15 protein-coding genes are annotated in these 17,437 nt (G+C 69.5%); 1 reads left to right on the forward strand and 14 read right to left on the reverse strand.

Annotation, left to right across the window (positions count from 1 at the left end; genetic code table 11):
* The first annotated feature begins 282 nt into the window (after positions 1 to 282).
* A complete protein-coding gene (locus MKK55_RS13860) occupies positions 283 to 2,745 on the forward strand; it encodes a glycogen/starch/alpha-glucan phosphorylase (RefSeq protein WP_243935507.1) in 2,463 nt (820 codons plus the stop codon).
* Between the two features lie 150 nt (positions 2,746 to 2,895).
* On the opposite strand, the gene MKK55_RS13865 is transcribed toward MKK55_RS13860, so the two are convergent.
* From MKK55_RS13865 to ctaD, 14 genes are all read right to left on the reverse strand, one after another.
* Positions 2,896 to 3,825 (reverse strand): ferredoxin--NAD(+) reductase, encoded by a 930-nt coding sequence (locus MKK55_RS13865; protein ID WP_243935301.1) that lies wholly within the window; start codon positions 3,823 to 3,825, stop codon positions 2,896 to 2,898.
* Positions 3,826 to 3,859: 34 nt separating this feature from the next.
* Complete coding sequence (locus MKK55_RS13870) at positions 3,860 to 4,246, reverse strand: hypothetical protein (RefSeq protein ID WP_243935303.1); 387 nt, start codon at positions 4,244 to 4,246, stop codon at positions 3,860 to 3,862.
* A gap of 304 nt (positions 4,247 to 4,550) precedes the next feature.
* Positions 4,551 to 4,982 (reverse strand): DUF805 domain-containing protein, encoded by a 432-nt coding sequence (locus MKK55_RS13875; protein WP_243935305.1) that lies wholly within the window; start codon positions 4,980 to 4,982, stop codon positions 4,551 to 4,553.
* Positions 4,983 to 5,149: 167 nt separating this feature from the next.
* A complete protein-coding gene (locus MKK55_RS13880; RefSeq protein ID WP_243935307.1) occupies positions 5,150 to 8,020 on the reverse strand; it encodes an EAL domain-containing protein in 2,871 nt (956 codons plus the stop codon).
* A gap of 211 nt (positions 8,021 to 8,231) precedes the next feature.
* Entirely contained in the window at positions 8,232 to 9,527 is a 1,296-nt protein-coding gene (locus MKK55_RS13885) for a M16 family metallopeptidase (RefSeq protein ID WP_147841369.1), read from the reverse strand.
* Complete coding sequence (gene thrC / locus MKK55_RS13890; RefSeq protein WP_243935310.1) at positions 9,524 to 10,936, reverse strand: threonine synthase; 1,413 nt, start codon at positions 10,934 to 10,936, stop codon at positions 9,524 to 9,526. Before thrC ends, MKK55_RS13885 begins: the two co-directional genes overlap by 4 nt.
* A 69-nt stretch (positions 10,937 to 11,005) precedes the next feature.
* Complete coding sequence (locus MKK55_RS13895; protein ID WP_243935312.1) at positions 11,006 to 11,419, reverse strand: DUF4864 domain-containing protein; 414 nt, start codon at positions 11,417 to 11,419, stop codon at positions 11,006 to 11,008.
* Between the two features lie 63 nt (positions 11,420 to 11,482).
* Positions 11,483 to 12,175, reverse strand: a complete 693-nt coding sequence (locus MKK55_RS13900; protein WP_243935516.1) for an SURF1 family protein — start codon at positions 12,173 to 12,175, stop codon at positions 11,483 to 11,485.
* Between the two features lie 74 nt (positions 12,176 to 12,249).
* Positions 12,250 to 12,621, reverse strand: a complete 372-nt coding sequence (locus MKK55_RS13905) for a DUF983 domain-containing protein (protein ID WP_243935313.1) — start codon at positions 12,619 to 12,621, stop codon at positions 12,250 to 12,252.
* Between the two features lie 153 nt (positions 12,622 to 12,774).
* Positions 12,775 to 13,632, reverse strand: coding sequence for a cytochrome c oxidase subunit 3 (locus MKK55_RS13910; protein ID WP_147725199.1), 858 nt, complete (start codon positions 13,630 to 13,632; stop codon positions 12,775 to 12,777).
* A 166-nt stretch (positions 13,633 to 13,798) separates the two neighbouring features.
* On the reverse strand, positions 13,799 to 14,401 hold the full coding sequence (locus tag MKK55_RS13915) for a cytochrome c oxidase assembly protein (RefSeq protein WP_243935315.1): 603 nt from the start codon (positions 14,399 to 14,401) through the stop codon (positions 13,799 to 13,801).
* Positions 14,401 to 14,580, reverse strand: a complete 180-nt coding sequence (locus MKK55_RS13920) for a hypothetical protein (RefSeq protein WP_147725195.1) — start codon at positions 14,578 to 14,580, stop codon at positions 14,401 to 14,403. Before MKK55_RS13920 ends, MKK55_RS13915 begins: the two co-directional genes overlap by 1 nt.
* Positions 14,580 to 15,524, reverse strand: coding sequence for a heme o synthase (locus MKK55_RS13925; protein ID WP_243935525.1), 945 nt, complete (start codon positions 15,522 to 15,524; stop codon positions 14,580 to 14,582). The genes MKK55_RS13920 and MKK55_RS13925 overlap by 1 nt, the downstream gene beginning before the upstream one ends.
* Positions 15,525 to 15,759: 235 nt before the next feature.
* A complete protein-coding gene (ctaD, locus tag MKK55_RS13930) occupies positions 15,760 to 17,388 on the reverse strand; it encodes a cytochrome c oxidase subunit I (RefSeq protein WP_147725193.1) in 1,629 nt (542 codons plus the stop codon).
* Positions 17,389 to 17,437 lie beyond the last annotated feature (49 nt).

The following is a 17,437-nucleotide window of genomic DNA, read 5'->3' on the forward strand; positions in this document are numbered from 1 at the left end:
GTTTCGGTGCGACGGTGCTTGTGTCTGAAAGGACACAAAGGCGAATCAGATCGCCGCCATCGACGGGATCGAGCCCCAGCGACGCCTCGACAAGATTGGTGAGCGACCGCAGGATCGTCGATCCGAGACAGGGGTCGATCGCCGCCGACGAACGCAAGCGGCGCTCCCGAGACGCGAAGACGCGCCGGGGCCGACGATGGGGGATTGCACGTGCTGAAAGACGCTATCTTGGCACCCGTACCCGGCGACGAGCGATCCGACGCGCCGGATCGGACGAGCACCGTGCCGTTCCGTAAACCGCAGGTGTGGGACAAGCCGGCGCAGCCCGCCTCGGGCGATGCCGTCGCCGACCTCCGCGAAGCGATCCGCGCCAAGCTCGCCTACGCGATCGGCAAGTCTCCCGAGACGGCGCGGGAGCGCGACTGGTTCGCGGCCACCGCCCTCGCGCTGCGCGACCGGATCGTCGACGCCTGCCAGGCCGCAGACCCGTCGGTACCGAACAAGCGGGTCTACTATCTCTCCCTCGAATTCCTGATAGGCCGGCTCCTGTCGGACGCGATGAACAATCTCGGCCTGGTCGAGACCACGCGTGCCGCCCTGCAGAGCCTGGGCGTCGACCTCGGCACCGTCGAGGGCGCCGAGCCCGACGCGGCTCTGGGCAATGGCGGCCTCGGCCGCCTCGCCGCCTGCTTCATGGAGAGCATGGCGAGCATCGGCATCCCGGCGATCGGCTACGGCATCCGCTACGACCACGGCCTGTTCCGCCAGACCTTCGAGGACGGCTGGCAGCGCGAGGCACCCGAGACCTGGCTCGCGGAGGGCAACCCCTGGGAGTTCGTGCGTCCGGACGCGACCTACGCGATCGGCTTCGGCGGCCACGTCACCATGGCGGCGGTCTCGGACGGCGTGATCCGCCGGCACTGGCATCCGGCCGAGACGGTGCTCGCGGTGGCGCACGACGTGCCCGTCGTCGGCTGGCGGGGAAAGACCGTGAACACGCTCCGCCTGTGGAAGGCCGAAAGCGAGGCGCCGGTCGATCTGGCGCAGTTCAACGGCGGCGACCACGTCGGCGCGGTCTCCAGCCGGATGCGCGCCGAGGCGATCTCGCGGGTGCTGTACCCGAGCGACTCCTCGACCGCCGGCCAGGAGCTGCGCCTGCGCCAGGAATACTTCTTTACCTCAGCCTCGCTGCAGGACCTCGTCCGGCGGCACGTGGCCGAGCGCGGCGACGTCCGCTCGCTGCACGACCACGCCGCGATCCAGCTCAACGACACGCACCCGGCCATCGCCGTGCCGGAGCTGATGCGCATCCTGCTGGAGGATCACGGGCTGCAGTGGGACGATGCCTGGCACGTCACGACCAACACGCTGAACTACACCAACCACACCCTGCTTCCGGAGGCGCTCGAGACCTGGCCGGTGGAGCTGATGGAGCGGCTGCTGCCGCGCCACATGCAGATCATCTACCTGATCAACTGGATGCACCTCGAGGAGCAGGGCCGCCACGGCCGCCACGATGCCGCCCACCTCGCCTCGGTCTCGCTGATCGACGAATCGCAGGGGCGCCGGGTGCGGATGGGGCACTTGGCCTTCCACGGCGCGCGTCGGGTGAACGGCGTCTCGGCGCTTCACACCGATCTGATGCGCTCGACGGTGTTCCGCGACCTGCACGCGCTCGACGGCGACAAGATCGTCAACAAGACCAACGGCATCACCTTCCGCCGCTGGCTGCACAACGCCAATCCCGGCCTGACCCGCCTCGCGGTGGAAGCGGTCGGGCCCGGCGTCCTCGACGATCCCGGCCTGCTGCGCGGGCTCGACGCCTTCGCCGAGGATCCTGCCTTCGTGAAGCGCTACGCGGCGGCCCGCTTCAGCCGCAAGCAGGCGCTGGCCGGGATCATCGCCGAGCGCACCGGGATCGACGTCGACCCCTCGGCGCTGTTCGACGTGCAGATCAAGCGCATCCACGAATACAAGCGCCAGCTTCTCAACGTCATCGAGACGGTGGCGCTCTACCAGGCGATCAAGGCCGAGCCCCACAAGGACTGGACGCCCCGCGTCAAGATCTTCGGCGGCAAAGCGGCGCCGAGCTACAGCCAGGCCAAGCTGATCATCAAGCTGGCGCTGGACGTGGCCAAGGCCGTCAACGACGACCCCGAGGTCGCCGACCGCCTGAAGGTGGTGTTCCTGCCGAACTACTCGGTGAGCCTCGCCGAGGCGATCATCCCGGCCGCCGACCTCTCCGAGCAGATCTCGACCGCGGGCATGGAGGCGTCGGGCACCGGCAACATGAAGCTGGCGCTCAACGGCGCGCTCACGGTCGGCACGCTCGACGGCGCCAACATCGAGATCCGCGACCATGTCGGTGCGGACAACATCTTCATCTTCGGGCTCGACGCCGCCGGCGTTCAGGCCCGCATCGCCGAGACCAACTACGCGCGCGACGCGATCCAGGCCTCGCCGCGCCTGGCCGCCGCCCTCGACATGATCGCCTCGGGCCGGTTCTCGCCGGACGAGCCGAACCGCTTCCGGCCGCTGACCGACGACCTGCGCCACCGCGACCAGTACCTGCTCACCGTCGACTTCGACGATTACTGGCGGGTCCAGCGCGAGATCGACGCCGCCTGGAAGGACCAGGCCGGCTGGTGGGCCAAGGCGATCCGCAACACGGCGCGGATGGCCTGGTTCTCGTCGGACCGGTCGATGCGGGAATACGCGCAGGAGATCTGGCGGGTGCAGGTCTAGGGGGACGCCTCTCGCCGCGGTTTTTCCCTCCCCCCGCTAAAGGGGGGAGGGAAGGGCGGGCCCCTTCAAGAGAATCGCTGCACAGGCCAGCCGCTCAGGCTCAGGGTGGCTCGTGTCGCAAAGCAAGAACGAGGCGGGCGTCTGGGCGATCTACGCGTCGACCAGGACCGGATAGCATCGTGCGCCTACGGCAGCCGCGAGAACCTGCACCGCGCCGACCGTCGAGCTGTCGCCGGCCACGTGCACCACGTCCGTGGCGCGCAAAGCCGGCAGGTGGGCGGTGAGCGGTCCGGGCCGCACGTCCGGCGGCCGCTGGCGGCTGCGGTCGGCGCTGAGCACGATGCGCCCGACGCCCGTGGCCCGCAGCCATTCCAGGCTCTCGCGCATGTAGAGATCCAGCGGATCGCGCGCGCCGACGACGACGCAGAGGTCGCGGGTCGGCTCGATGTAGCGGGCGGCGCGGGCGATCGACCAGATCTGCCCGAAGCCGCAGCCGGCCGACACCAGCACGAGGCGCCCGCCGCCGGGGCGGTACTGCGCGCGTCCGACCGGGCCGCGAATCTTCACCTCGGAATGCAGCGGCAGCGAATCGGCGAGCGACCAGCCGTCCTCGTCCCGTGCGAGGTGGAACACCAGCTCGTTGAGTTCCGCCGAGCCGTCGACGCGCAGCGTCGGGCACAGGGTGCGTAGGCCGACGCCGTCGAGCGCGAGCGCGACCTGGGCGCCGGGGCCGAGCGGCAGGTCCTTGCTCACCGTGAGCACGAGCTCGATCACATGCGCGGTGAGCGCGCGGACCTCGGTGACGGTGCCGGTGCGCATCGCGACCGCCGGGGCCGGCTCCTCCGCGTGCGCGTGGATCGACGGGCCGGCCGGAAGAGCCAGCTTGATCGGGTCGACCCGCTCGCGGCGGCCCGGGACGCGGCGCGCTCCGGGAGTCGCTCCCTGTCCCGGAACGGCGGCGCCGTGGGTCGCCTGGGCGGTCGCGATCATGCCGTCGGCGACCGCCGCATCGAGCGGGGTGTCGCCGGTGGCGATGCGGACGGACTTGCCGTTGACGACGAGCGAGCAGCGCGCGCTCATGGTCGTCTCCCGAATGTCATGAGGATGGCGGCGATCAGCGCGGGGACATCAGCAGGCGATCGACCATGCCGGCCCAGCGCTCGCGGGTGGCACGCGCCTCCGCGCCGATCGGCTCCGGCTCGACGTGCAGCGCCATCCGGGCGCGCAGGGAAGCCGCCTCGGCCCGCTCGGCCATCAGGATGGCCTTCATCACCGCCATCTCGGCCTGAAGCCGCTCGACGACGTCCTCCTCGGGCTCGTCGTCGAAGGTCTCGTCCTGGAATTCAAGGTCTTCGAGGGCTGCCATCTCGTGCTCCGAGGTGGCGAACGCGGCCTCGAGCCGGGCGTCGGCCGGCTCATAAGCCGGCATCGCGTACGCGGTCGGCGCGGCGCTGCGCGGCGCGTCGAGGCGGATCGGGCGCGCGATCAGCCGGCGTACCACATCGGATCCGCTCGTCTCGCGAAACCGCCTTGCCGCTTCGGCCATCACCGTTCTCCAGCACGCGGCAGGGGCGTCGTGCGCCCTGCCATTTCTCCACACAACCTTCCGTCGGCATGGTTAAGGGAGGCTTAAATCGCGGTTGTCACGCACCGATTCCTCCGGGCGGCGGCGAGCGAGCATGGCGTCCGTCCGCCTCAGGTAATTCGGCTGCGCACCCGACTTCGACCGAAATGGGTGCGCATCGTCGCGCGGAAACGCTGCGACGTCACTGATTCGGGATCGTCGCAGCGTCGATCGCGCGGCGTCAGATCGCCAGAGACAGGCCCGCGGACGTCGCGAGGCCGCGGCCGCGCGGGTCGGGGCCGAACGTGTTCGGGCCGACCGTGCCCCGCAGGAACCCGGTCTCGATAAAGTACCAGAGGTTGCCGAGCGGAATGAGCGAGAGCAGCACCCAGACGCCGGGCTTGTCGCGGTCGTGGTAGCGCTTGATCCCGAGGCAGACCGACGACCAGACGATGAAGACCGTGGTGAGGAGGTTCAGGATTACGAACGGGATCGCTGCCGGCCCATCGACCTTGAAGCCTTCCCCTGCGGCGGCCTCGTTCGGGATCATCTGGGCCAGCACGTAGTTCAGCGCGGACGCGACGATGACGGCGCCGAGCACCGAGCCGAGGATGCCCTTCCAGAAGGTCGCGCGCCCGATCCGGCCTTCGGCGGAGAAGAGAAGTTTTTTCATGATGTCGACAGCCCCATCGGCCCTCCGTCCGCGCATGGTTCTGCGGGATCGGCCAGCGATCGAGCGTTAGGGTGCCGAAAGCTTGGCTTCAACGCGAAGGGCGACCGCGGGACGGGGGTGCAAGAGTTCGGGACGCCGGAGCAATCGACCTGGGGATGAAACCCCGATCAGGCGGCTTCCGGTGCCGCCCCCACGAGCTGGCGGGCCTGCAGCATCGTCATCGGCTCGCCGAAGGCGTAGCCCTGCGCGTAGTCGCAGCCGAGCTCGGCCAAGGCCTGGGCGTCGGCCTCGGACTCCGCACCCTCGGCGACGATGGCGAGGTTGAGCTCGTTGGCCATCCGCACGATCGAGCGCAGGATCGCCGTCTTGCCCGAGGCCATCTGGCGGACGAAGGACTGGTCGATCTTGATCGTGTCGAAGGGGAAGCGCTGCAGGTAGGACAGCGCCGAGTAGCCGGTGCCGAAATCGTCGAGCGAGAGCCCGGCGCCGAGATCGTGGATGCGGGTCAGCATCTGCGCGGCGTATTCGGGGTTCTCCATCACCAGGCTCTCGGTGAGCTCGAGCTTGAGCGAGCCCGGGATCACGCCGGAGCGGGCGAGCACCGTCTTCACGTCGTGCAGCAGGTCGTGCCGCAGCAGCTGGCGCGACGAGACGTTGACCGAGGCGAAGATCGGCGGGTCGACCTCGAGCGAGCGCTGCCATGCGGCGAGCTCCAGCGCGGTCCGTTCGAGGGCGAAGATCCCGAGGTTGACGACGAACCCGCTCTCTTCCGCAACCGGCATGAAGGTGGCCGGCGGGATGCGCCCGAGCTTGGGGTGATCCCAGCGCAGGATCGCCTCGAAGCCGGCCACCGTGCGGTCCTCCAGGCGGACGACCGGCTGGAACAGCACCTTCATCTCGTTGCGCTCGAGCGAGCGGCGGAGGTCGCTCTCCAGCATCAGCCGGTCCGAGCGCTCGGCGCGCATGTCGGCGCGGAACACCTCGATGCGATCGCCGCCGCCGCGCTTGGCCTGGACCATCGCGGTTTCGGCGTTCTTGAACACCTCGTCGCGCTTGAGGCTGGCGCCGGTCTCGTGCAGCGCCAGGCCGATCGAGACGGTGAGGAAGATCTCGCGGTCGGCATAGGTGATCGGCGTCGCGATGGCGCGGCGGATCATCTCCGCGAAGGCCAGGATGCGGTCCGAATCGCGTTCCGACAGCAGGATGACCGCGAACTCGTCGCCGGCCACGCGCGCCAACGTGTCCTGCGGCCGCAGCAGGCGGCCGAGGCGGCGCGACAGGGTGAGCAGGATCGAGTCGCCGGCCGAGAGGCCGATCGCGTCGTTGATGCCCTTGAACCGGTCGATGTCGAGGACGATCACCGTCGGCTTCAGCCGCGGGTCCTGGCTCGCGAAGGCGATCGCGGCATCGAGACGGTCGCCGAACAGCTCGCGGTTCGGCAGGCCGGTTAGGCTGTCGTGCACGGCGTCGTGCAGGAGGCGCTCCTCGGCGGTCTTGATCTCGGTGACGTCGGCGATGGTGCCGACGATGCGGATCACCTCGCCGTCGTTGCCGATCACCGGGCGGGCCTTGAGGCGGTACCAGTAATAGGCCCCGCCCGAGGTGCGCAGGCGGAAATCGTGCACGATGCGGCCGCGCCGCTCCTCGATCATGGTGTCGAGGGTGGCCGAGTAGCGCTCGATGTCGAACGGGTGCAGCAGCCCGAGCCAATTCGCGGCCGGCCCCTCCAATGCGCCGCGCTTGAGGCCGAGCTGGACCTCGATCTCCTGGCCGGCGAAGACCCGGTCGCCCGGCACGTCCCAGTCGAACACCACGTCGCCGGCGCCGGTGAGCGCCAGCGCCCGCCGCTCGGTGTCGGAGACGAGGGCGTGGGTGAGGCCGCCGCCGGCGAAGGCGTGCTGCATCACCGTGAAGCCGATCAGCATGACGATCAGCACGAGGCCGCCGATCAGCGCCGGCTGGGTCAGCTCGCTACCGATCTGGCCGGTCACCGCGAAGCCGGCGGCCGTGACCCAGACGACGAGCAGCGTCCAGGTCGGCACGAGCAGGATGGCGCGGTCGTAGCCGTTATGGGCGGCGAGGTAGGCGATCAGCAGCAACCCGACCCCGGCGACCGCGGCGATCGAGATGCGCGCGACGCCCGCCGCCACCGGCGGATCGAACAGGGCGAGGCCGACGAGCCCTGCCAGGAAGGTCAGCCAGAAGAACGCGACGTGGCTGTAGCGCACGTGCCAGCGCGAGAGGTTGAGGTAGGCGAACAGGAACACCAGCAGCGTCGCGGCCAGCACCGCCTCCGCCGAGGCGCGGTAGACCCGCTCCGCCAGCTCGGTGACCGGGAAGACCCGCTGCAGGAACCCGAAATCGATGCAGGCATAGGCGAGGACCGACCACGCAAGCGCGGCCGCCGCGGGGAAGATGATCGCGCCCTTGACCACGAAGACGATGGTGAGGAACAGCGCCAGCAGGCCGCTGATGCCGATGATGATGCCCTTGTAGAGCGTCAGGCCGGCGGCCTTCTTGCGGTAGGCGTCCTGATCCCAGAGGTGCACCTGCGGGATGTTCGGGCCGCGCAGCTCGGCGACGTAGGTGATCGTCGTGCCGGGATCGAGGGTGATGACGAACTCGTCGGCTTCCGGGTTCTCGTTGCGCTCGGGCCGGATGCCCTGGCTCGCGGTGATCGCCGCGATGCGCGAGCCGCCGAGATCGGGCCAGACCACGCCGGAATCGACCAGCCGGAAATGCGGCGCGACGAGGATGCGCTCGATCTGCTCGTCGGTGTCGTTGGTGAGCGCGAACACCATCCAGTCGGGCTGCGCGCCGGCATCGCGCGCCTTCACGACGATGCGGCGGACGATGCCGTCCTTGCCCGGTGCCGTCGAGATCTGGATCAGGTCGCCGTCCGAGCGGTAGCGCTCGATCGCCGTCGTCAGGTCGATCACCGGCGCGTCGAGGGTGACCCGCACCGCTTCCACGGCCCGAGCGGAACCGCTGAGCAGAAGGCCGCAGAAGAGTGCGAGATAAAGGGCGAGGATGCGCAACGGGCGAGTGTTCCGGCCGGGTACGGCGGCGAGTACGGCTCAGGTTCCGCGTAGTGGTAGAGGCGGGATTAACCTGGAGCAAGGCGGCAGAGGCCCGGCGGCCGGCGTCACCCACCGCTGGCATACGCGATCGTCCGGGCCGGGGATCGCCCGCTTTTGCGGCCAAAACAAGTTTTCGGTCGCAGCGTAGGCGTGTCGTCCCCGGTCTCGCTCAGGCGGCGCGCAGCACCGCCGTGATCCGGTCGAGGGACGGGAGCTTCTTGATCGGGCCGATGGCGGCGAGCGTCGGCGCGCCGGCGAGGACCGCGAGCCCGGCCGCGCGCACGTGGTCCACCGTGACGGCGTCGACCTTGGCGATCACCTCCTCGGCCGGGATCACGCGGCCCCAGGCGAGGATCTGGCGCGCGTTGCGCTCGATCCGGCCGCCGGGCGTCTCCAGCGCAGAGAGCAGCGAGACCTTCAGCTGCGCCTTGGCGCGGGCGATCTCGACGGTGTCGAGGTCGCGTGCCGCGCGCGCGGTCGCCGACAGCGTCACCTCGACGAGCTCGGGCAGGTCCGCGCCGGAGGTCGCCGCGCCGATGCCGAACAGCCCGCAATCGGAGAACGGCCAGTGAAACGCCTGGATCTCGTAGGCGAGGCCACGGGTCTCGCGCACCTCCTGCCAGAGCCGCGAGGTCAGCCCGCCGCCGAGCACCTGCGAGAACATGTGCAGCGCGTAGTAGGCGTCGTCGCGGAACGACAGGCCGGGCAGGCCGATCACCACGTTGGCCTGCTCGAGCTTCTTCGGCATGCGGCGCTCGCCGCCGGCATAGGTCCCGGGGATCGCCTCGGGCGCGCTCGACCTCGGCATGGCGCCGAAATGGCGCTCGGCCGACGCGACGAAGGCCTCGTGCTCGACGGCGCCGGCGGCGGCGACCACGAAGCGGTCGGGGGTGTATTCGCGGGCGAGGTAGGCGCGGATGCCGGCCTCGTCGAAGCTCCGGATGGTCTCCGGCCGGCCGATGATCGGGCGCCCGATCGGCTGCCCGGGGAAAGCGGCCTCGGTGAAGGCGTCGTAGACCACGTCGTCCGGCGTGTCCTCGATCCCAGCATGTTCCTGCAGGATCACGCCCTTCTCGCGGGCGAGCTCGCCCGCGTCGAACACGGAATCGGTCAGGATGTCGCCGAGCACGTCGAGCGCGGTGCCGACATCCTCGCCGAGCACCCGCGCGGTGTAGCTCGTGCCCTCGGCCGAGGTCGCGGCGTTGATCTCGCCGCCGAGGTTCTCGATGTCCTCGGCGATGGCCCGGGCCGAGCGCGTGCGCGTGCCCTTGAACGCCATGTGCTCGATGAGGTGGCTCAGGCCGTTCTCGTCCGGGCGCTCGTGGCGCGATCCCGCCCCGACCCAGACGCCGAGCGTCGCGGTGGCCACGCCCGGCATCGCTTCGGTCGCGACGGTGACGCCGTTGTCGAGGGTGGTGATGCGCAGGCCCGGGGAGGCGGCGTGGGTGGCGAAGTGCTGGTTCATGCGCCCCTCGTGATGCGCGCGCGGTCGCGGATCAGGGCCTCGACCGCGGCCTGGTCGTTGCCGACCCGCGTCATGCGCTCGGGCCGGTCCATCAGGTCGGCGAGATGCGGGGGGAGGGCGGGGCGAAGGCCGCCGGTGGCGCGGCTCACCGCATCGGGGAACTTGGCGGCGTGCGCGGTCGCCAGCGCCACCACCGGGGTCGCCGGGTCCTGCCGCAGCAGGCGGCGGGCGGCCCGAACGCCGATGGCGCTGTGGGGATCGAGCACGTTCCCGGTGGCGGCGTGGGTCTGGGCGATCTCGTCCATCACGTCGGGCTCCGACACGGCGGTGGCGTCGAACTCGGCACGCACCTTGGCGAGCACCCCCTCGTCGAGGTTGAAGCCGCCGGACTGCTTGAGCCCGGACATGAGGCGGCCGAGCGAGGCGGCGTCGCGATCGAGCGCCTCGAACAGCAGCCGCTCGAAGTTCGACGAGATCTGGATGTCCATCGAGGGCGAGGTCGTGGCCTGGACGCCGCGCAGCTCGTAGGCGCCGTGCTCGAGGGTGCGCGCCAGGATGTCGTTGGCGTTGGTGCCGATCATCAGGCGCTCGATCGGCAGCCCCATGCGCTTGGCGACCCAGCCGGCCAGCACGTCGCCGAAGTTGCCGGTCGGCACCGCGAACGACACCTTGCGGTGCGGTGCGCCGAGCGCGACCGCGCTGGTGAAGTAGTACACGGCCTGCGCCGCGACGCGGGCCCAGTTGATCGAGTTGACGCCCGAGAGCTTCACCGCGTCGGCGAAGTCGGCGTGCTGGAACATGGCCTTCACCATGTTCTGGCAGTCGTCGAAGTTGCCGTCGACCGCGAGCGCGTGGACGTTCGGCGCGTCGACCGAGGTCATCTGCCGGCGCTGCACCTCCGACACGCGGCCGTGCGGGAACAGGATGAAGATGTCGACCTGGTCCAGCCCGCCGAAGGCCTCGACCGCGGCGCTGCCGGTGTCGCCCGAGGTCGCGCCGACAATGGTGGCGCGGCTGCCGCGGGCGCGGAGCACGTGGTCCATCAGCCGCCCGAGCAGCTGCATCGCCACGTCCTTGAACGCCAGCGTCGGGCCGTGGAAGAGCTCGAGCAGGAACAGGTTGTCGTCGAGCTGGGTCAGCGGGCAGATCGCCGGGTGGCGGAAGGTGGCGTAGGCCTCCTCGATCATCCGGTCGAGGTCGGCATCCGCGATCTCGCCGTCGATCAGGGGGCGCAGCACCAGCTTGGCGGCGTCGGCGTAGCGCTTGCCGGCCAGACCCGCGATCTCGCTCGCGGACAAGGTCGGCCACGCCTCCGGCACGTAGAGGCCGCCGTCGCGGGCGAGCCCGGCGAGCAGGGCATCGGAGAACGAGAGCGGCGCGGCGGATCCGCGGGTTGAGACGTGCAGCACGGGGGCCTCCGGGGAAGGCGCCCCCTCTACACGATGCGGTCGGGCGTGTCGAAGACCGCCGAGGCGGGTTCAGGCGTTCGTGCCCTCGGCCTTGACCAGCCGGCAGCCGCTGATGCGCCACGTTCCGTCGGCGCCGCGCTCGAGGCTGTAGACGGCGGTCCAGTCGACGCCGTCCTCGTCCTGGATCGCAACGTCCTGCGAAAGCGCCCCGTCGCCGAGGTCCTGCATCTGCCCGAACACGAAGGTGCGGTGCCGATAGACCGGCCGGTAGTTGTTGCGCACCATGCCGAGGAACACGTCGGCGGTCGGGAACATGCCCTGGATCGCCGGGGCGGCCTGGGCGTAGGCGGTGGCGGCGTCATCGCGCACCAGCGCCTCGGCCTGCCGGGTGATCGCCGCGCGGGCCGCCTCGCGGGCGCCGTCGTCGGCAGCGTGCGCCGACGTCAACGCGAGGGCGAGGAACAGGGCGAGCCAGCTGCGCATCGGATCACTCCGCCATAGGACGCAGCGAGTGTAGCCGGCGTCGCCGCCGCCGCAAGCCCGGCCTCAGGCGCCGGAAGGCGCGTCCGGCTCGTGCAGGCGCTTCCAGGCAAACACGGAAAAGACGCCGAGCAGGCAGGCGGCGATGCCGAACCAGGTGAAGGCGTATTGCAGATGGTTGTTGGGCAGGTCGACCCGGAGCTGCCCGCCGCGCGGCCAGGTCCGACTGCCGGGCGCGGCATCCGCCTCGATTAGGTAGGGGGCGGCCTCCGGGAAGCCGCGCGCCGCGGCGATGCCCGGCACGTCGCGGTTGAACCACTCGTTGCGCACCGGATCGGGCGCCGGCACGAACATCGTCCGTGGCTCGCTGCCGCGCATCAGGCCGACGATCGTGGTGTCGCCCTCGACGAGCCCGTCGCGGCGGTCGGCCTGGTTCTTCAGCTCGGTCGGCACGAAGCCGCGGTTGACCAGCACCATCGAGCCGTCGTCGCGCTGGAACGGCGTGATCACATAGTAGCCCTGCAGCGCGCGGCCCGGCGTCTCGCCGGCCGCGAGCCCGTGGACCAGCGTCTCGCGATCGTTGAGGAAGCGGCCGCCGACGCGGACATGCTCGAACTCGTCGCGCGCCGGGTTCCAGTCGGCGGGCGGCGGCACCGGCTCGGCCTGCGAGCGCGAGACGATGCGGGCGATCAGCGCCTCCTTCTCGCCCTTGCGCTCGAGCTGCCACACCCCGAGGCCGAGGAGGATCGCGAGTGCCATCAGCGTCGCGAGCGCCGGCGGGACAAGGTCGCGGATCACGCCGGGGCGCGTCCGCGAGGCGGTCTCGGCCGCGGTCACGGCTCGAAGCGTCCCTGCTCGGCCTTGTTGGTGTATTGCAGGGCCAGCAGCATGCCCTTCAGCGGGCGGACCAGGATCAGGCTGAGGCCGATCGAGAGCGATCCGGCCACCAGCGCGTGGACCCACATCGGCGGCTGGTAGGTGATCTCCATCCACAGGGCGAGGCCGACCACGAGGATGCCGACGATCGACATCACGAAGAAGGCCGGCCCGTCGCCGGAATCGAACGCGCCGTAGTCGAGGCCGCAGACCTCGCAGGCGGGGGCGACGGTGAGGAACCCCTTGAACATGTGGCCTTCGCCGCAGCGCGGGCAGCGGCCGCGCAGGCCGGTCGAGATCGGTGCTTGTGGCGTGTAGGTCCGGGCCAAGCTCAGGTTCCTTGCATGACGTGAAGCCCCGCAGCGATGCACCACGTGTCGGCCTCACCGAGGATATGGGTGCCCGGACACGAAAAAGGGCGGCCGGAGCCGCCCTTCGATGCATGTCCCCCCTGCGTCACAGGGGATCCTGCCCGATCGCGCTCAGTGCGCCGCGTGCCCGGCGCCCGAGCCCCAGACGTAGATCGCCGCGAACAGGAACAGCCACACCACGTCGACGAAGTGCCAGTACCAGGCGGCGAACTCGAACCCGAGATGCTGCTTGACCGTGAACTGGCCGAGATAGGCGCGGTACAGGCAGATCCCAAGGAAGATCGTGCCGATGAGGACGTGCGCGCCGTGGAAGCCCGTCGCCATGAAGAAGGTCGACGAGTAGATGCTGCCGGCGAAGCCGAAATGCGCGTGGCCGTACTCGTAGGCCTGGCAGGCGGTGAACAGCACGCCGAGGATCACGGTCAGCCACAGGCCGTACTTCAGGCCCTTGCGGTCGTCGTGGAGCAGGGCGTGGTGGGCCCAGGTCACGGTGGTGCCGGAGGTCAACAGGATCAGGGTGTTGAGCAGCGGCAGGTGCCAGGGGTCGAACGCCTCGATCCCCTTCGGCGGCCAGACGCCGCCGGTGAAGCCGACGCGCGAGGCCTGGATCGGGTCGGCGGTGTAGAGCGCCGCCTCGAAATAGGCCCAGAACCACGCGACGAAGAACATCACCTCGGAGGCGATGAACATCATCATGCCGTAGCGGTGATGAAGCTGCACCACGCGGGTGTGGTCGCCTTGGTTGGCCTCGTGGACCACGTCCTTCCACCACGAGAACATGGTGTAGAGCACGCCGAGCGAGCCGGCGCCGAAAATGTAGGGGCCGGGGGTGAGCGTGCCGATCTGCAGGCTCTTCATCCAGAACACGGCGCCGAAGGCCATCACGAAGCCGGAGAAGGCGCCGATGAGCGGCCAAGGGCTCGGTGCGAGGATGTGGAAGTCGTGATTCTTGGCGTGCGCCTCGGCCATCTTACCCGTCTCTCCTCGACCCCGTCGGTCCTGCGCCGTCGCCGGCTCGCGGTCCGCTTACCCTGAACGCCGAATTCGGGCCGTCCGGCCCGTCCGGTCTACCCGCACCCTTAGCGGAGGCGGGCGCGTGTTGTCACGCTTCGCGCACCGGGAAATCCCGGCACGGTCAGAAATCCCGCTTGTTTCCGGCCGTGCTCGTGTTGGCGACCGCAGCCGTGACCGGCTCGCCGTTCTTCGACGCGAAGTAGGTGTAGGACAGCGTCATCTCGGAGAGATGCGCGGTGTTCGAATCCTTCCGCACCTCGGGATCGATGTAGAACACCACCGGCACGTCGAGCGTCTCGCCCGGCTGGAGCGTCTGCTCCTTGAAGCAGAAGCACTCGATCTTGACGAAGTAGCTGCCCATCAGCCCGGGCTGCACGTTAAAGGTCGCCACGCCGGTGGACGGCGTCGTGCCGGTGTTCTTGACCTGGAAGAACACGGTCTTCGTCTCGCCGAGATGCGCCTCGACCCGGCGCGACTCGGCCTTGAACCGCCACGGCAGCGAGGAAGACACGTTGGTGTCGAAGTGGACGACCATGCTGTCGTCGGTGGCGACGCCGGCGGTGAGCACCGGGCCCTGGCGCGGCGTGCCGTCGTAGCCGGTCGCCTTGCAGAACGCGTCGTAGAGCGGCACCGACGCGAAGGCGAGGCCGATCATGCCCACGGCCATGCCGCCGCAGGCGAAGGCGGTGCGCAGCATCGTCCTGTCGGTGTTCGGTGTGCTCATCAGAGCGGCCGGTTCAGGATCTGCGGCCCGAGCTTGGCGATCGTCAGGACGAAGAACAGCAGCACCATGGCGCCGAGCGCCAGGGCGATCGCGATCGAGCGCTTGCGCCGGCGCGCCTCCTCCTCGGGGGTGAGGGGGCGCATCTCGATCTTGGGAAAGCCGTGCGGATCGTATTCCATCAGGCGAAGACCGGGCGGAACAGGCCGAGGCTCTGCTCGGCGAGCAGCGCCGAGAACAGAACGAACAGGTAGAGAATCGAGAAGCCGAACATCCCCATGGCGGCCTTCTTCTCGGCCTCGCCCTCGCGGTTGCGATAGACCTGCACGCTGAAGGCCAGCATGCCGAGGCCGCCCAGCACGCCGACCACCGCGTAGAGCAGGCCGGCGAAGCCGAGCCAGACCGGCAAGAGGCCGAGCGGCGCGAGCAGCAGCGTGTAGTAGATGATCTGGCGGCGGGTCGAGGTCGGGCCGGCGGTGTTCGGCATCATCGGGATTCCAGCCTTGGCGTACTCGCCGGCCTTCACCAGCGCGAGCGCCCAGAAGTGCGGCGGCGTCCAGATGAAGATGATCGCGAACAGCACTAGCGACTCGATGCCGACCGAACCGGTCACCACCGCCTGCCCGATCACCGGGGGGAGGGCGCCGGCGGCGCCGCCGATGACGATGTTCTGCGCGGTCGCCCGCTTGAGCCACATCGAGTAGATCACCGCGTAGAACACGATGGTGAAGGCGAGCAGCCCGGCCGAGAGCCAGTTCGCCGCAAGCCCGAGCACCATCACCGAGCCGACCGAGAGCACAAGGCCGAAGGCCAGGGCCTCGTTCGGCTGGATGCGGCCGTCGGGGATCGGGCGCTTGGCGGTGCGCGTCATGATCGCGTCGATGTCGGCGTCCCACCACATGTTGAGGCAGCCCGAGGCGCCGGCGCCGATGGCGATCATTAGCAGCGAGATCACCGCGACGGCCGGCGGCACGTGGCCGTGCGACACCACCATGCCGACGAGGGCGGTGAAGATCACCAGCACCATCACCCGCGGCTTCAGCAGGGCGAAGTAGTCGGGCACGTCTCCGCCGACGACCGAGACCGGCGTCGCGCCGGCGGGCAGGCTGTTCGACAGGGTGGTCATGGACACCGTAACCATTCTGCTTTTCGCGCTCGGGCCCGCGCGGCGGGAGCGCTCGATCCGGCACGGGAAGTCGCGAACCGGAACAGTTCCAAACGTCCGGGCGTCGTACGCCGGAAAAAGGGGGGGCCTGCCGAGCGCCGCTCAGACCAGACCGTCGCACCGCCCTTGCCGGGACCCTTCGCGGGAAGGATCCGGGGAAGGGCGGGGGCCGCGCGATGCGGCCCCCGCGAAGTTGTTAGTGGTGACCCGGCTCGTCGACGATGCGGGGCAGTGTCTCGAACTGGTGGAAGGGTGGCGGCGACGACAGCGTCCACTCCAGGGTGGTCGCGCCGGGACCCCAGGGGTTGTCCGCGGCCCGCTCCTTCGAGCGGAAGGCGAGGATAACGCCGATCACGAACACCATCATGCCGAGGCCGAAGATGTGGCCGCCGTAGGTCGAGACCTTGTGCCAGCCCGCGAACGCCTCCGGGTAGTCGGCGTAGCGACGCGGCATGCCGGCGAGCCCGAGGAAGTGCATCGGGAAGAACAGGATGTTCGCGCCGATGAAGGCCAGCCAGAAGTGCAGCTTGCCGGCCCATTCGGGGATGATGTGGCCGGTCATCTTCGGGAACCAGTAGTAGATGCCGGCGAAGATGATGAACACGGCGCCGAGCGAGAGCACGTAGTGGAAGTGCGCAACGACGTAGTAGGTGTCGTGCAGGTACTTATCGACCGCCGAGTTCGCGAGCACGACGCCGGTGACGCCGCCGACGGTGAACAGGAAGATGAAGCCCACCGCCCAGTGCATCGCCGCGGTGAAGCGGATCGAGCCGCCCCACATCGTCGCGATCCAGGAGAAGATCTTCACGCCGGTCGGCACCGCGATCACCATGGTGGCGAACACGAAGTAGGACTGCGTCTGCAGCGACAGGCCGACGGTGTACATGTGGTGCGCCCACACGACGAAGCCGACGACGCCGATCGCGACCATCGCGTAGGCCATCGCGAGGTAGCCGAAGACCGGCTTGCGCGAGAACGTGGCGATGATGTGCGAGACGATGCCGAAGGCCGGCAGGATCATGATGTACACTTCGGGGTGACCGAAGAACCAGAACAGGTGCTGGTACAGGATCGGGTCGCCGCCGCCGGCCGGGTCGAAGAAGGTCGTGCCGAAGTTGCGGTCGGTGAGCAGCATGGTGATCGCGCCGGCGAGGACCGGGAGCGACAGCAGCAGCAGGAAGGCGGTGACGAGCTCGGCCCAGGCGAAGAGCGGCATCTTGTGCAGCGTCATGCCGGGGGCGCGCATGTTGAGGATGGTCGTGATGAAGTTGATCGCCCCGAGGATCGAGCCGGCGCCGGAGAGGTGCAGCGCGAAGATCGCGAAGTCGACGGCCGGGCCGGGATGGCCGGCGGTGGAGAGCGGCGGGTAGACGGTCCAGCCGGTGCCGGCGCCGGACGCGCCGGGCGCGCCCTCGACGAACAGCGAGCAGATCAGGCTGCAGAAGCCCGCCACCGTCAGCCAGAACGAGATGTTGTTCATGCGCGGGAAGGCCATGTCCGGCGCGCCGATCATCAGCGGCACGAACCAGTTGCCGAACCCGCCGATCAGCGCGGGCATCACCATGAAGAACACCATGATGAGGCCGTGGCCGGTGACGAAGACGTTGTAGGTCTGCGGATTGGAGAAGTACTGGAGGCCGGGCGCCTCCATCTCCATCCGGATGCCGAAGGACAGGAACGCGCCGATCATGCCCGCGCAGAACGCGAACAGCAGGTAGAGCGTGCCGATGTCCTTGTGGTTCGTCGACAGGAACCAGCGGGCGAAGAACGAGGGTTTGTGGTCGTGGGCCTCGTGGGCCCCTGCATGCGCTGCGGCGGTTGCCATCTGAGCTGAGCCTTGTGCGTGTCTCTCGAGATCTCGGTGGGTCGGGCCG

This window comes from Methylobacterium sp. J-059 (genome assembly GCF_022829485.1).
Classification (GTDB): domain Bacteria; phylum Pseudomonadota; class Alphaproteobacteria; order Rhizobiales; family Beijerinckiaceae; genus Methylobacterium.

What these genes read in the sequence shown, in the direction of transcription:
- MKK55_RS13865 (WP_243935301.1), bottom strand. Translation starts at nt 3,825, where the DNA reads ATGAGCGCGCGCTGCTCGCTCGTCGTCAACGGCAAGTCCGTCCGCATC.
- MKK55_RS13875 (WP_243935305.1), bottom strand. Translation starts at nt 4,982, where the DNA reads ATGAAAAAACTTCTCTTCTCCGCCGAAGGCCGGATCGGGCGCGCGACC.
- MKK55_RS13885 (WP_147841369.1), bottom strand. Translation starts at nt 9,527, where the DNA reads ATGAACCAGCACTTCGCCACCCACGCCGCCTCCCCGGGCCTGCGCATC.
- MKK55_RS13895 (WP_243935312.1), bottom strand. Translation starts at nt 11,419, where the DNA reads ATGCGCAGCTGGCTCGCCCTGTTCCTCGCCCTCGCGTTGACGTCGGCG.
- MKK55_RS13900 (WP_243935516.1), bottom strand. Translation starts at nt 12,175, where the DNA reads ATGGCACTCGCGATCCTCCTCGGCCTCGGGGTGTGGCAGCTCGAGCGC.
- MKK55_RS13910 (WP_147725199.1), bottom strand. Translation starts at nt 13,632, where the DNA reads ATGGCCGAGGCGCACGCCAAGAATCACGACTTCCACATCCTCGCACCG.
- MKK55_RS13915 (WP_243935315.1), bottom strand. Translation starts at nt 14,401, where the DNA reads ATGAGCACACCGAACACCGACAGGACGATGCTGCGCACCGCCTTCGCC.
- MKK55_RS13920 (WP_147725195.1), bottom strand. Translation starts at nt 14,580, where the DNA reads ATGGAATACGATCCGCACGGCTTTCCCAAGATCGAGATGCGCCCCCTC.
- MKK55_RS13925 (WP_243935525.1), bottom strand. Translation starts at nt 15,524, where the DNA reads ATGACCACCCTGTCGAACAGCCTGCCCGCCGGCGCGACGCCGGTCTCG.
- ctaD (WP_147725193.1), bottom strand. Translation starts at nt 17,388, where the DNA reads ATGGCAACCGCCGCAGCGCATGCAGGGGCCCACGAGGCCCACGACCAC.